The organism is Rhodanobacter sp. Soil772 (assembly GCF_001428385.1).
Lineage (GTDB): Bacteria > Pseudomonadota > Gammaproteobacteria > Xanthomonadales > Rhodanobacteraceae > Rhodanobacter.
This window is the reverse complement of record NZ_LMSK01000001.1, coordinates 689659-703649: the sequence shown is the minus strand read 5'-3', so window position 1 is coordinate 703649 and position 13991 is coordinate 689659. Positions and strand designations below refer to the sequence as shown.

At 67.0% G+C, this 13991-nt stretch carries 11 protein-coding genes; 10 read left to right on the top strand and 1 reads right to left on the bottom strand.

Going from position 1 to position 13991, the window contains the following annotated elements:
- The first annotated feature begins 94 nt into the window (after positions 1-94).
- From ASG75_RS03395 to ASG75_RS03385, 3 genes are all read left to right on the top strand, one after another.
- Positions 95-2215, top strand: a complete 2121-nt coding sequence (locus ASG75_RS03395; RefSeq protein WP_157616884.1) for an autotransporter outer membrane beta-barrel domain-containing protein — start codon at positions 95-97, stop codon at positions 2213-2215.
- 351 nt (positions 2216-2566) lie between these two features.
- Positions 2567-4111, top strand: coding sequence for a phospholipase D family protein (locus tag ASG75_RS03390; protein WP_235580139.1), 1545 nt, complete (start codon positions 2567-2569; stop codon positions 4109-4111).
- A gap of 27 nt (positions 4112-4138) precedes the next feature.
- The gene (locus ASG75_RS03385; protein ID WP_056385704.1) at positions 4139-4558 is read left to right on the top strand and encodes a DUF5329 family protein; all 420 of its coding nucleotides are present in this window, start codon (positions 4139-4141) and stop codon (positions 4556-4558) included.
- 185 nt (positions 4559-4743) lie between these two features.
- Here the strand turns inward: ASG75_RS03385 and ASG75_RS03380 are convergent, their stop codons facing one another.
- Positions 4744-5721 (bottom strand): hypothetical protein, encoded by a 978-nt coding sequence (locus ASG75_RS03380; RefSeq protein WP_235580138.1) that lies wholly within the window; start codon positions 5719-5721, stop codon positions 4744-4746.
- Between the two features lie 373 nt (positions 5722-6094).
- On the opposite strand from ASG75_RS03380, the gene ASG75_RS03375 reads away from it, so the two are divergent.
- From ASG75_RS03375 to ASG75_RS03345, 7 genes are all read left to right on the top strand, one after another.
- A complete protein-coding gene (locus ASG75_RS03375; protein ID WP_157616883.1) occupies positions 6095-7711 on the top strand; it encodes an SDR family oxidoreductase in 1617 nt (538 codons plus the stop codon).
- A 122-nt stretch (positions 7712-7833) separates the two neighbouring features.
- A complete protein-coding gene (locus ASG75_RS03370) occupies positions 7834-8556 on the top strand; it encodes a pirin family protein (protein ID WP_056386986.1) in 723 nt (240 codons plus the stop codon).
- Positions 8557-8650: 94 nt separating this feature from the next.
- A complete protein-coding gene (gene ada, locus ASG75_RS03365; protein ID WP_056385699.1) occupies positions 8651-9730 on the top strand; it encodes a bifunctional DNA-binding transcriptional regulator/O6-methylguanine-DNA methyltransferase Ada in 1080 nt (359 codons plus the stop codon).
- The gene (locus ASG75_RS03360; RefSeq protein WP_056385696.1) at positions 9727-10458 is read left to right on the top strand and encodes a 2OG-Fe(II) oxygenase; all 732 of its coding nucleotides are present in this window, start codon (positions 9727-9729) and stop codon (positions 10456-10458) included. The genes ada and ASG75_RS03360 overlap by 4 nt, the downstream gene beginning before the upstream one ends.
- Positions 10455-11111, top strand: coding sequence for a DNA oxidative demethylase AlkB (gene alkB / locus ASG75_RS03355; protein WP_056385694.1), 657 nt, complete (start codon positions 10455-10457; stop codon positions 11109-11111). Before ASG75_RS03360 ends, alkB begins: the two co-directional genes overlap by 4 nt.
- Positions 11112-11334: 223 nt before the next feature.
- The gene (locus ASG75_RS03350; RefSeq protein WP_056385692.1) at positions 11335-12651 is read left to right on the top strand and encodes an ABC transporter permease; all 1317 of its coding nucleotides are present in this window, start codon (positions 11335-11337) and stop codon (positions 12649-12651) included.
- 53 nt (positions 12652-12704) lie between these two features.
- The gene (locus tag ASG75_RS03345; RefSeq protein WP_056385690.1) at positions 12705-13940 is read left to right on the top strand and encodes an FtsX-like permease family protein; all 1236 of its coding nucleotides are present in this window, start codon (positions 12705-12707) and stop codon (positions 13938-13940) included.
- Positions 13941-13991 lie beyond the last annotated feature (51 nt).

The following is a 13991-nucleotide window of genomic DNA, read 5'->3' as shown; positions in this document are numbered from 1 at the left end:
CAAACGGGGACTGACGAGCGTTTCGAGCACCTGCTGACCCAGTGGGCCAGGCACCGCCGCAAGCTTTGTTCGTCCACCCTCTAGGACATTCCCCGTGAAAAAAAACCTACTGATTCCCCTCCTTGGCACGACCATGCTGGCCTGGCTGCCGATGACCGTGGCCCGTGAAGTCGTCGTGCTGCCCGGCGTGGTCAGCCCGGTCGGCGTGGCCAGCGGCGTCGATACGCAAGGCCCCGGTCTGCTGACTGTCGGCAACCAGGACATCAACACCGGCAATGACCCCGGCGGCGCGATCACCACTGACGCGGCCAATACGGCGAGCATCCTGTTCACCGGCAGCTCCACGGTAACCGGCTTCGTCGGCGCGACCGGCAACACCTTCCTCAATATTTCCGCCGGCACCAACGCCAATACGGTCAGCTTCAACGGCCCGGTCTACGCGACCACGTTCTCGTTGGCCGGCACCGGCACGGTCAATTTCAACGGCGGCTTTACCAGCAACACGGGCTCGACGATGGATTTTGCCGGCGACGGCTTCATCAATGTCGCCGCGGGCCAGACCGTCAAGGCCGCCATCACCAATACGGCGGGCGCCGGTACCGGCACGTTGACGCTGCAGGCCGACAGCATTCTGGATGGTGCCGTGGGTGCCGCCAGCGGGCTCAAGCAGATCAACGTGGTCGGCGGCAATGCACTGATCACCGGCCAAGCGAATGCCGCGGCCTACACGCTCGATACCAACACGCTCAATGTGGCAGGCGCCTTCAAGATTCCGGTGGCCGGCACCATCAACACCACGATCTTCAGCCCATCGCTATACGGCAAGATCGTGCCGGTCGGCGCGGCCACCATCGGCAACGCGCTGCAGGTCAACGTGACCGTCACCGGGCCGATCCCGGTGGGCAGCATTTTCAACATCGTCGATGCCACCAGCGGCACCAATGGCAGCACGGTGACCGCGACCAGCAACACCACGCGCTACCTGTTCTCGGCGGCGCCGACCACGAACGGCCAGGTGCAGATCATTGCGACGCAGATTCCGTTGGCGGAGGTGGTGGCCCCGGTAAGCAATCCCACGGCCCCGGTGATTGCGCCGATCGTCGACGCGCTGCCGTTGACGCCAGCCACCGTGCCGCTGCTGACGGCGATCACGCTGCTGCCGGATGCCGCCAGCGTAGCCGACGCGTTGGCGCAGCTCCAGCCAGGTGCCGTCAGCCTGGCCTCGCCGCAGGCGAGCTACCGCGTCACCCAGCAGTTCCAGGGGCTGTGGGCCGAGCATATGGACGCCATCCAGCCGGCGTGCGACCAGCGCGACCCAACCGATGAGCGGAACCGGTCGCGCCGGGATGACGCCGCGGCATGCCAGTCCGACAAGCGCCGTCCACAAGTGTGGGGCGCGGCGTTCGGCTATGCAGGCACGCAGCGCGGCAGGCAGGGCTACGAGGGCTATACCGACAACAGCCAGGGCGCGATGCTCGGTGTGGATTTCCCGCTGAGCCAGGCGACCACGGCCGGTGTCGGCGTCAGGTACGCCCGCTCCACGCTCGACGGCCTCGACTCGGCCAGCCGCGGCCATATCCGTTCCTACCAGGCCACCGCCTATCTGGGTTATGCGCCGGGACCGTGGTTCGCCCATGCGGCGCTGGTCTATGGACTGGATGATTATTCCAGCTCGCGCCGGGTCGCGTTCCCGGGGATCGACGAGACGGCGCGCGCCGACTACAGCGGTCATCAGTACACCGCGTTCGGTGCTACCGGGTATCACTTCTACGTGGGCGATGGACGCAGCGTGATCACGCCGACCGCCACCGTGCAGTACACGCGCATGAACATGCCCGGCTACCGCGAGTTCGGCGGCAACTCGGTCAATCTGGCGGTCGATGCGCAGACGTACCATTTCCTGCAGTCCGGCGTGGGCATGAAATTCTCCCGCGACCTGGCCACCTCCGGCGACCTGACCGTGCGCCCCGAGGTGCATGCCAACTGGCTGCATTCGTTCAGCGGCCGCAGCGTGAGCGAGACCGCGCAGTTCGCCAGCGGCGGGCCGTCGTTCACCGCCACCGGGGTCAAGCCGGGCCGCGATCTGGCCGAGCTGGGCGCGGGCCTGCTGATCGCCGGTGGCAACCGTTGGTCGCTGGCCGGCACCTACGACTACCAGTTCAATCGCAGCTACAAGGCAGGCCAGGTCATGGTGAAGTTCGCCGTGGCGCTGTGAGGGCAACGCCTGCCCGGAGTGGCAGGCGTTGACGGGTTGACGCGGCGCACGCACGGGTCCGGTCCGGCGTGCGCCGGCTGGGTTCGGCGAACGACATTTCCTTCCGTTCGTCCTGAGCTTGTCGAAGAAAGATGGATGGAAGGAGCGTGGGGTGTTGGGCCGGCATCTCGGCAGTGCCTTTCGACAGGCTCAGGGTGAACGCGGTTTGTGGCTCAGGGCGAACGAGTTCGGGCCGGTCGCGTCGCGTTCACGACAGTCTGCGCAGAGTAATGGTCAATCCACCGGCGTCGCGGTCAGGCCGGAGTGGCTCGCGGGTTACAGCAGACAGGCGGTGTGGACATGCGGCGCTTCATGACGACGGTTGCACTGGCGGCACTGGGTCTGGCGCTGGGTGCCTGCTCGCCGCCGGCGGCGGTGATCAAGCCGTCGTCGAAGGCATTGCCACCGACCATGGCCACGGCAGGCGCGCGCTACGTGCACGCCGAAGTGAAGCAGCACCAGGACAAGTCCGGCTTCCGTCTGCTCACGCGCAGCACCAACGCACTGATGAGCCGGGTGGCGCTGGCCGACCACGCGCAGCACGCGCTCGACCTGCAGTACTACATCTTCGACAACGACGCGACCGGGCGGCTGGTGGCGCAGCGGCTGCTGGCGGCGGCGGATCGCGGCGTGCGCGTGCGCCTGCTGGTGGACGACATCAATGCGGGCGAGGCGATCGACATGTTCGACGCGCTGGATACCCACCCGAACATCGAGGTGCGGCTGTTCAATCCGTTTGCCACGAAAAAACCATCCCTCTTCTCCAGAGCCACCCAGTTCCTGCTGGATGCGCACCGGCTCAACCGCCGCATGCACAACAAGTCGTTCATCGTGGACGGCAACGTCGCCATTGTCGGCGGCCGCAATATCGGCGACGCCTATTTCGATGCCGGCGACAGCACCAATTTCCGCGACCTCGACCTGATCGCGATCGGGCCGGTGGTGAAGCAGGCGTCGCAAGCGTTCGACGACTACTGGAATTGCGACGCCGCTTATCCGGTGAAAGCCTTCAGCGGCAAGCATGCCGACCACTACGACCTGGCCAAGCTGCGGGTGGACCTGGCGCACGACGCGCGCGTGTTCGCGCAGTCGGACTATGCGCAGGCGACGCTGGACGAGCTGCCCCACGGTGCTTCCGCCGACCGCCCGGGCAAGTGGTTCTGGGGGCCGGCCAGCCTGGTCGCCGACCAGCCGGAAAAAATCGACGCCGGACACGACCAGCCGCAGCTGCGCATCGGTCCGGACATCAAGGCGCTGACCGACGGCGCGCAGCACGAACTGCTGCTGATTTCGCCGTACTTCATTCCGGGCGACCGAGGCACGCAATATCTCACCACACTCGCGGCGCGCGGCGTCACGGTGAAAGTGCTGACCAACTCGCTCGCCTCCAACGACGAGCCGGCGGTGTACTCGGGCTATTCGCGCTACCGCCGTGCGCTGCTCGAAGGTGGCGTGCAGCTGTACGAACTGCGTCCCGCTGCCGGCGTGGCCCAACCCGCCACCGCGGGTGGCACCTCGTCCGGAGTGAGCCTGCATGCGAAGGCGATCGTGGTGGACCGACAGCAGGTGTTCATCGGCTCGATGAACATGGATGCCCGTTCGAAACTGCTGAACACCGAGATGGGCCTCATTGTCGATTGCCCGCCGCTGGCTGCGGCGGTGACCCAGTTCTTCGACACAGCCACGATGCCCGCCAGTGCCTACCACGTGACGCTGAAGACGGACGGCGGCGCCATGCAATGGCAGGCCAGCGACAACGGCAAACCGGTGAGCTACGACCGCGACCCCGACGCCACCACCCAGCGTCGCATCGAAGTGCAGATGCTCAAGCTGCTGCCGCTGGAAAGCCTGCTCTAGGGCCGCCGAATGAAAGGACCCTGCCCCATGCTTCCCGCAACACGCCACCCTCTCGACCGACCCGTCCCCGCGTGCCTGCTCAGGGTGCTGCTGGCATGGCTGCTGTTCGCCCTGCTGCTGACGCCCGCACTCGCCCAGCAACCCGTGTCGTCGCCACCGACCGAACAACAGAAAATCGACTACCTGATCACCACGGTCGCCATGCTGCACGGCGCCAGTTTCATCCGCAACGGCAGTGCTTACGACGCGGAGCACGCGGCCGCGCACATGCGCCTGAAGCTGCGCTTCGCCGGCAGCCGGGTGAAAACCGTGGACGACTTCATCGTCTATTGCGCCACCGGCTCGTCGGTATCCGGAACCCGCTACACCATCCGCTTCGCCGATGGCCACAACATCGACGCCGCCACGTTCCTGCGCGGCAAGCTGGCCGTCTTTCGCACTCCGTGAACCCGGACCCTTCCGTTCGTCCTGAGCTTGTCGAAGGATGATCGGAAAGAGCGCGCGGTGTCTGTAGTTGCCGGGCGGATCAAGCCGCCGGGGATGCGAGCACGGGTTCAGGGAGCGAATACGCAGTTGTGCATCCGGTAGTTGCATCGGCAACCGGATGGATCAGGGATGGAGCGACTGCACGTTCAGCCGAACGTGGCGTAGACCGGTTCGGCCGGGACCAGACGGGCACCGGGACGCCGGCCGTCCACGAAGGTGTGCAGGCGGCCGCCGACCACGGCAACTACCGGGCGTCCCAACAGGCGCATCGCGGGGGATGCGGTCGGCGACATCGACAGGCCGATCTGGTGTTCGGCGCGCATCCGGGCCGTCTTGGCGGCGAACCAGGCCTTGGGGCCGGCCAGCAAGGTGCACGAGGCGGATTCCGCCTGGCGCGAGCTCTCGATGGTCTGGCGCAGATGGGCCAGGTGGTGCTCGTTGAAGGCTTCGCTCAAGGCGGCGGATTCGAACGGCGACGCGACGTATTCGTCCAGCAGGCTGCCCAGCGCGGCAGCCACGCGCAGCGCGATCCGGCGGTTCGCGCCTTCCATGTGCGAGGCACCGGCCGACAATTGCCAGACGCCATCGAGGGCGCCGACCAGGGCGCGGTACTCCGCCTGGTTGAGCGGACGCCGTTCCAGCGGGGTGTGGCGGCGGTCGACCAGCCACGTCTGGTCGAGCGTCGACAAGGCATGCGAGCGCTGCGCGACGCGGGCGCGCGCTTCCTTCATCGGCAGGTCGTCGGTGGCGGCCAGCCGCAGTGAAAGCGCTTCCTGGGTCAGCGGCTGCGCGCGCGCCGTGCCGTCGGCGCGGTACCAGCGTCGATATTCCAGCGTGGCCGGATGGAACATGGCCTGCGGCGGCCGTACCGTGGCGCGAGCCTCGGCGGCGTAGTCGAGCGAGGGAGCCATCGGCCGCAGGCCGGCGGCGCGGGCAGCGAATACGCGGCTGAGCAGGACCTCGGCGGCGATCAGGTGCTGGTGGCAGGTCGCCCAGCGGTCGTTGTCGTCGACCACCGGAAAATAGACGAAGCGGATGCGGATCTTGCAGCCGGCCGGGTTGAATCGGGTGGTGGTTTTCGCGCCATGGCAACCCTGCCCGGCGATCCGGCGTCCGATCGGCAAGGCGCGGTGCGCGGTAGGCAGGTCGCCCAGCAGGGCGTCGATGGATGGAACGGAGACAGCGAAAGGCTTAGCCGTTACGGCTTCTTGCACACGCACGCTTGCGGTTATCGACACACTCACAAAACAACCTTCGTCGCTGTGGGCGGTCACGACGCTCAACTCTGCCAGCGCCTCGCCCTGCCCGGGTCCTCATGCCATCCCGCCTGGATGGCCACGCTGTCACTTTTGCATCACCCGTGCCATGAAAGTGTGCGCCGGCGCCCAATAATTGAACTTCGAGTCTGCTTGGAGCGGGCCGCACGATCAGGGCAGCTGGCCCCCGTTTCCCGAAATCCGGCCAGAAAGCAGGCAAAATAGGCGGCTGGCGGTGCGCATGGTGGTGCCCTGCCCCTTACTTGAACAACGGAAGACCCTCTTGACGATCACGCCCGCACCCACGCCCCTGCCCGACAACGCGGATACCGCGCTGCTGGAGCGCCTGCGCACCGCGGCGGCACTGCTGGAATCGGTGGCGGCCGACCGCCAGTTGCTGGACCAGCTGCCGGCAGACGACCGCCAGCGCCTGCATCAGGCGGTGGCGCAGGTCTACCACCCCGACCCGGTGGCACGCCGGGTCAAGCTGAAGGCGGCCGAGAAAGCGCGCCATGCGAACAAGATCGAGACCGAGGAAACCGTGCTGAACCAGACCGGCATCCGCGCGCTGCGGCGTAAGCCGGTGTTCACCACGCCGAACGTGTTCGCGCCCGAAGGTTTCCTGCCGCACGACGTCCCGCCGGAGGTCGACGCCGCGCAGCCGCGCGAGTCGATCGAACCGAAGCACTGCTACGTGTGCAAGCAGAAGTACACGGCCATCCATTTCTTCTACGACCAGCTGTGCCCCGGTTGTGCCGCGTTCAACTACGCCAAGCGTGGCGAACTGGCCGACCTGTGCGGCCGCGTGGCGCTGCTCACCGGCGGCCGTGTGAAGATCGGCTACCAGGCCGGGCTGAAGCTGCTGCGCGCCGGTGCCGAACTGATCGTTACCACGCGTTTCCCGCGCGACTCGGCGGCGCGCTACGCGGCCGAACCGGACTTCGCCGAATGGGGCCACCGCCTGCAAGTCTACGGCCTCGACCTGCGCCACACGCCCAGCGTCGAGGCGTTCTGCCAGGAACTGGTGGCCACCCGGCCGCGGCTGGACTTCATCATCAACAACGCCTGCCAGACCGTGCGCCGCCCGCCGGATTTCTACGCGCACATGATGGAAGGCGAGACCGCTGCGCTGCACGACCTGCCCGAGCACGTGCGCCAACTGGTCGGCCATTACGAAGGCCTGCGTGGCGCGAACCTCCTGCCCGAGACTGGTGCGACGGCGCTGGCCGGCCGCGCTTCCGACCTGCCCGGGCTGAGCCGCGCCGCCGAGCTGTCGCAATTGCCGCTGCTGCCGGAAGAGCTGCTGGCGCAGAGCCACCTGTTTCCCGAAGGCCGGCTGGACCAGGACCTGCAGCAGATCGACCTGCGCCAGCGCAATTCGTGGCGGTTGCTGATGGCCGAAGTGCCGTCGGTGGAGTTGCTGGAGGTGCAATTGGTGAATGCGATCGCGCCGTTCATCATCAACGCGCGGCTGAAGCCGCTGATGCTGCGCACGCCCGAACGCGACAAGCACATCGTCAACGTGTCGGCGATGGAGGGTCAGTTCTACCGCAACTTCAAGACCACCCGCCACCCGCACACCAACATGGCCAAGGCCGCGCTGAACATGATGACGCGCACCTCGGCCACCGATTACCACAACGACGGCATCCACATGAACAGCGTCGACACCGGCTGGGTGACCGACGAAGACCCCGCCGAGCTGGCCGCGAAGAAGGTGCTGGCAGAACGCTTCCACCCGCCGCTGGACATCGTCGACGGCGCCGCGCGCATCGTCGATCCGATCATCCACGGCATCAACACCGGCGAGCACGTGTGGGGCCAGTTCCTGAAGGATTACCGGCCCACCGACTGGTGAGTCGGCCACTGGCGCGGAAACGACGACAATCCGTTTCCTTCGCGCCCGTTTCAGACGGCGCTGCGTAGCCTTATGTTGTACCCAGGCGCCAGCCTGGCGCGATGAACATGAGGAGCACCACCGTGATTGAACGCAGACCCTTCGACAGCCTGGGCGGAGCCGATCACGGCTGGCTCAAGGCCAAGCATCATTTCTCGTTCGCCGGCTACAACGACCCCGGCCGCATGGGCTGGGGCGCGCTGCGCGTGTGGAACGACGACACCATTGCTCCGCAAACGGGCTTTCCGCCGCATCCGCACGCGGACATGGAAATCATCACCTACGTGCGCGAAGGTGCGATCAGCCACAAGGACAGCCTCGGCAATGCGGGCCGCACCGAGGCCGGCGACGTGCAGGTGATGAGCGCAGGCAGCGGCATCACCCACGCCGAGTACAACTTGGAGAACGAGAGCACGCGCATCTTCCAGATCTGGATCATCCCCGACGGTCACGGCGAACCGCCAGCGTGGGGCGCCCGTCCGTTTCCGAAAGGCGAGCGCTCGGGTCGCTTCGTAGCCCTGGCCAGCGGCTTCAAGGAAGACACCGAGGCACTGCCGCTGCGCACCGACGCGCGCGTGCTGGGCGCGACGCTCAAGGCCGGCGAAAGCACCGAGTACCCGTTGGCCCCCGGCCGCTACGCCTACCTGGTGCCGGCCACCGGCGCGGTGGAACTGAACGGCGTGAAGCTGGACGCCCGCGACGGCGCGGCGATCCGTGACGAGGCGACGCTGAAAGTGATCGCGCTGGAAGATGCGGAACTGGTGCTGGTGGACGTCAGGAGCGCCCATGGGCGCTCCTGCCGGTGAACCAGTTCGAATTCGACCGCAAGACCCGGGGTGCCGCGGCGGTTGCTGATCCGTAGATTGAGCCTTGCGCGATAATCTGACGGAAGGAACAACCATGAAGACCCTCGATAAACATGCCGAGCTTGCCGCCATCACCCTGGCCGACCCGCGCTGGGCCGCGCTGCAGGCGCGCGACGCGCGTGCCGACGGCAGCTTCTTCTATTCGGTGAAAACCACCGGCGTGTACTGCCGCCCGTCCTGCGCGGCGCGCCCGGCGCGGCCCGAGAACGTGGCGTTCCACGCCACCGCGGCCGACGCGGAACGCGCCGGTTTTCGCCCGTGCAAGCGTTGCAAGCCCAATCAGCCGTCGCTGGCGGAACAGCACGCGGCGATGGTCACCGCCGCCTGCCGGCTGATCGAGCAGGCCGAGACGGCGCCCACGCTTGAACAACTGGCGCAGCCGACCGGGCTCAGCCCGTTCCACTTCCACCGCGTGTTCAAGGCCGTCACCGGCGTGACCCCGAAGCAGTACGCCACGGCGCACCGCAGCCGGCGCGTGCGCAACGAGCTGGAGCGCGGCGCTTCGGTGACCGAGGCGATCTTCGACGCCGGCTACAACGCCAGCAGCCGTTTCTACGAAACCGCCAACCAGGTGCTGGGCATGACGCCTTCCAGCTATCGCGCCGGCGGCGCCGACAGCGAGATCCGCTTTGCCATCGGCGAGTGCTCGCTGGGTGCGATCCTGGTGGCGCAGAGCGAACGCGGCGTGTGCGCAATCCTGCTCGGCGACGATCCGGACGCGCTGGCGCGCGACCTGCAGGATCGCTTCCCCAAGGCCAGGCTGCTCGGCGGCGACCGCGACTACGAGCGACTGGTGGCGCAGGTGGTCGGCTTCATCGAGGCGCCGGCGATCGGCCTGGACCTGCCGCTGGACGTGCGCGGCACCGCGTTCCAGCAGCGCGTGTGGCGGGCGTTGCGCGAGATCCCGGCCGGCAGCACCGCCAGCTACAGCGAGATCGCGCGGCGCATCGGTTCGCCCAAGGCCACGCGGGCGGTGGCGCAGGCTTGTGCCACCAACATGCTGGCGGTCGCGATTCCGTGCCACCGCGTGGTGCGCAACGACGGCGGCCTGTCCGGCTATCGCTGGGGCGTGCAGCGCAAGCGCGCGCTGCTGGAGCGCGAGGCAAAGGCATGAATGCGCGCTTGCACCCTGCCCCCGAAACCGACCCGCGGCTGCAGGTGTACAACTGGGCCGGTATCGCCGACGAACTCGACGCGCACGGCTGCGCGATGCTGGAAGCCCTGCTGTCGCCGCAGGAGTGCGCGGCGCTGGCCAGCCTGTACGCGGACGATGGACGGTTTCGCAGCCGCGTGGTGATGGGCCGCCACGGTTTTGGCCGTGGCGAATACCGCTACTTCAACTATCCGCTGCCCGAGCTGGTGGCCGAGCTGCGCGGCGCGATCTACCCGCAACTGGTGCCGATCGCGAACCGCTGGAACGCGTCGATAGGACTGGCCGTGCGCTACCCCGCCACGCATGCCGAATTCATCGCCAGCTGCCACGCCGCCGGCCAGCGGCGTCCCACCCCGTTGCTGCTGCAGTACGGTGCGGGCGACTACAACTGCCTGCACCAGGATCTGTACGGCGAACACGTATTCCCGCTGCAGCTGGCGATCCTGTTGTCCGAGCCGGGACGCGATTTCAGCGGCGGCGAGTTCGTGCTGACCGAGCAGCGCCCGCGCATGCAGTCGCGCGCCGACGTGGTGCCGCTGCGCCAGGGCGATGCGGTGGTGTTCGCGGTACACCAGCGTCCGGTGCAAGGTACGCGCGGCAGCTACCGGGTGAATATGCGCCACGGCGTCAGCCGCGTGCGCAGCGGCCATCGCCACACGCTCGGCATCATCTTTCACGACGCCACATGATCACCACCGACCTGTTCGCTGCCGCTCCTGCTCCTGTCCGTCGGGACGAGCCATTGTGCGAGGGCGCGATGGTGCTGCGCGGGTTTGCGCTGGCGGATGAGGCGGCGTTGCTGCAGGCGCTCGACGCGATCGTGGCGCGGGCGCCGTTCCGCCATCTGGTCACGCCCGGCGGTTTCCGCATGTCGGTGGCCATGACCAATGCGGGACCGCTGGGCTGGGTCAGCGATCGCCGCGGTTACCGCTACGATCCGATCGACCCGGACAGCGGCAAGCCATGGCCGCCGATGCCAGCGGCCTTCCTGCACCTGGCGGCTACCACCGCAGCGCACGCCGGTTTCGCCGGCTTCGTGCCGGATGCCTGCCTGGTCAACCGCTACGAGGCGGGTACCCGGCTGAGCCTGCATCAGGACCGCGATGAGCACGACCTGGGTCAGCCGATCGTGTCGGTCTCGCTGGGCATTCCGGTGGTGTTCCTGTTCGGCGGCTTGCAGCGCTCGGACTACCCGCAACGCGTGCCGCTGGCACATGGCGACGTGGTCGTGTGGGGCGGCCCGGCGCGGCTGCGCTATCACGGCGTGCTGCCGCTGAAGCCGAACCATCACGCTGCGTTGGGCGATTGCCGCATCAACCTCACGTTCCGGCGGGCTGGCTAACGCCAGCCGGATGGAACTTCGATATCTGTCCGCGTCCGCGGACGAAGTGTCCGCGGACAGTGCTTTGGCGATCGCGCAAGGCGGTGCATCAGGCATCATCCGTTGGCATGACTCGTGCTGACGTCATTCGGGATAGTCATCCGGGACATCCGGCTTGGCCACGAAAAAATCCGCTGTCGCGGACTTCGGACATCAGGCAGCACTTCGGGGGAAAGGCGATGCCATGGTGACCTATTATCTTCGGCTGGCCCTGGTCAGCTTCCGTCGCAACCCCATGCTCACTGCCTTGATGGTGGTCGCCATCGGGCTGGGCGTGGCGATGACCATGACCGCCTACACCATCCTGTATGTGATGGCCCGCGACCCGATTCCGCAGAAATCGAGTCAGCTCTACGCCGTGCAACTCGACAACGGCGGTCCGCGCAGCCGCAAGGCGGGCGACGACGAGCCGCCCACCCAGCTCACCTATCGGGACGCGATGGCGCTGCTGGCCGCGCATGAGGCACGCCATCAGGTGGCCATGTATCAGGTGTCGGCGACGGTGATTCCGGCGGATCGCAGCCTGAAGCCTTTCTCCATCGCCGCACGGGCGACGTCGCCGGACTTTTTCAGGATGTTCGACGTGCCGATGCGCTACGGGCATGCCTGGGATGCGTCCGACGGCGCCAGGGGCGCTGCACTGGTCGTCTTGAGCAAGTCGCTCAACGAGCGCCTCTTCGGCGGCGCCGACAGCGTGGGGAAATCGGTGTATCTGAACGATGCCAGCTACCGGGTGGTCGGCGTTATCGACACGTGGGACCCGAAGCCGCGCTACTACGACGTCATCAACGGACAGGACTTCGAGGAAGGCGAAGATGCGTTTCTTCCGCTCACGCTGACCATCGGCAAGCAGATGTCCACTTCCGAATATGAGTTCTGCGACGCCGGCCCCCGCGGCGAAACCTTTGATGACCTGATCCGCTCGGAGTGCGTGTGGCTGCAGTTCTGGGCCGAACTGCCCACGTCGGCAGAGGCTGAGGCGTATCGGCGCTTCCTGACGAATTACGCACGCGACCAAACACAGGCCGGCCGGTTTGCCTGGAAGCCGAACGTGCGCCTGCGCAACGTGCGCGACTGGCTGGTGGCGCAGAAAGTCGTGCCCAACGATGCCAGGCTCTCGGTGCTCGTCGCCTTCAGCTTTTTCGTCGTCTGCCTCGTCGGCGCGCTGGGGCTGATGCTCGCCAAGTCGCTCGAGCGCGCGGGCGAGTTCGGCCTGCGCCGCGCGCTGGGCGCCAGCGGCCGCAACATCTTCGCGCAGGCCATCATCGAGTCCGGCGTCATCGGGTTGCTCGGCGGCGTGTTCGGGTTGTCCCTCACCGTACTGGCGCTGTGGGCACTGCGCACCCTGTTCCCGGTCGGCATGGGGCGGATCGCCAGCATGGATGCCTCGCTGTTGGCGATCACGCTGGCGCTGGCGACAGGCGCGACCCTTGTCGCCGGGTTCTATCCGGCATGGCGGGCCATGCGGATCGCGCCGGCGCTGCAATTGAAGGTCGGTTAGCACTTGCGAATCTTGCGTAGCTGTAGCGCACCCCACCATCCGGACACCGAGAGATGAGCATGGAAGTAGCACCGATCCTGGCGGCACTGAGGCGAAGCAAGATCGGCGCCTTGCTGGTGGTGATACAGGTCGCCCTGACCTTGGCGATCATCAGCAACGTGATCTCCATCGTCGGTGAGCGCACGGCCTTGCTGAGCCGTCCCACCGGGACGGACGAGCACAACCTGTTCGCGATCGGTTTCCGGCTCACCAGCGGCAGCGGGAGCAAGGCGGCACTGGACACGGACCTGAGCCGCGTGCGCGCCGTTCCCGGCGTGGTCGATGCGGTGGCAACCAACACCTACCCCTTGCGGGGCAGCGGCTGGAGCGAAGGCGTCAGCCTGCTTCCCGATGCCAGCAACCAGCGGGACCAGAGCGCCCAGACCGCCGTTTACGCGATGGATCAGCACGGCATCGGCACGCTGGGCCTGCACCTGCTGGCGGGACGCAATTTCACGGCCGAAGACGTGCTGCAGGGCAATTTCAATGCGGGGCCCATGCCGGGTGTGGCCATCGTCAGCCGGACGCTGGCCCGGCAACTGTTTCCCCGGGAGGAAGCCCTGGGCAAGTCGATCTATCTGTCATCGGATGCGGGCAAGCCGGTCGCCATCATCGGCGTGGTGGAACGTCTGCAGTCGCCGGCTGCGGCCGGCACCATCGACAAGGCGGTGAGCGAAAACTCGATCATCGTCCCGATTGCCAGTGCCGGCCCGGGCGGCCTGCTCATGGTGCGCGTCACGCCCGGTTCGCTCGACGCCACGATGCCGGAGGTGAAGAAGGCGCTGATCGCGTCGAATCCGCAGCGGATCTTCGGGCGACTGCGGCCGCTCGACGAAATCCGCAGCACCGCCTATGAGAAAGATCGCTCCATGGCCATCGCGCTGGGTATCGTGTGCTGCGTCCTGGTGCTGGTCACCGCCCTGGGCATCGTGGGCCTGACCAGCTTCTGGGTGGCGCGGCGAAAGCGGCAGATCGGCATTCGCCGTGCTCTCGGTGCGACACGCGCGGCCATCGTGCGCTACTTCCTGATCGAGAACGCGCTGCTCTGTCTGGCCGGCGTCCTGTTCGGCATGGTTGTCGCGCGCGGCTTGAACATCTGGCTGTGGAGTCATTACGGGGTGGGACGATTGCCGGCGTGGGAGCTGCTTCTGTGCGCGCTCATCGTGATCCTGCTCGGACAGGGCGCCGCCGTGTTCCCTTCCCTGCGCGCTGTGAAGGTCGAGCCGACGCAGGCGTTGCGCTCGGTGTAGTTCATGCAAACCACTGGAACATCAATGCCTGAGTGCCGATGTGCAGTCCGC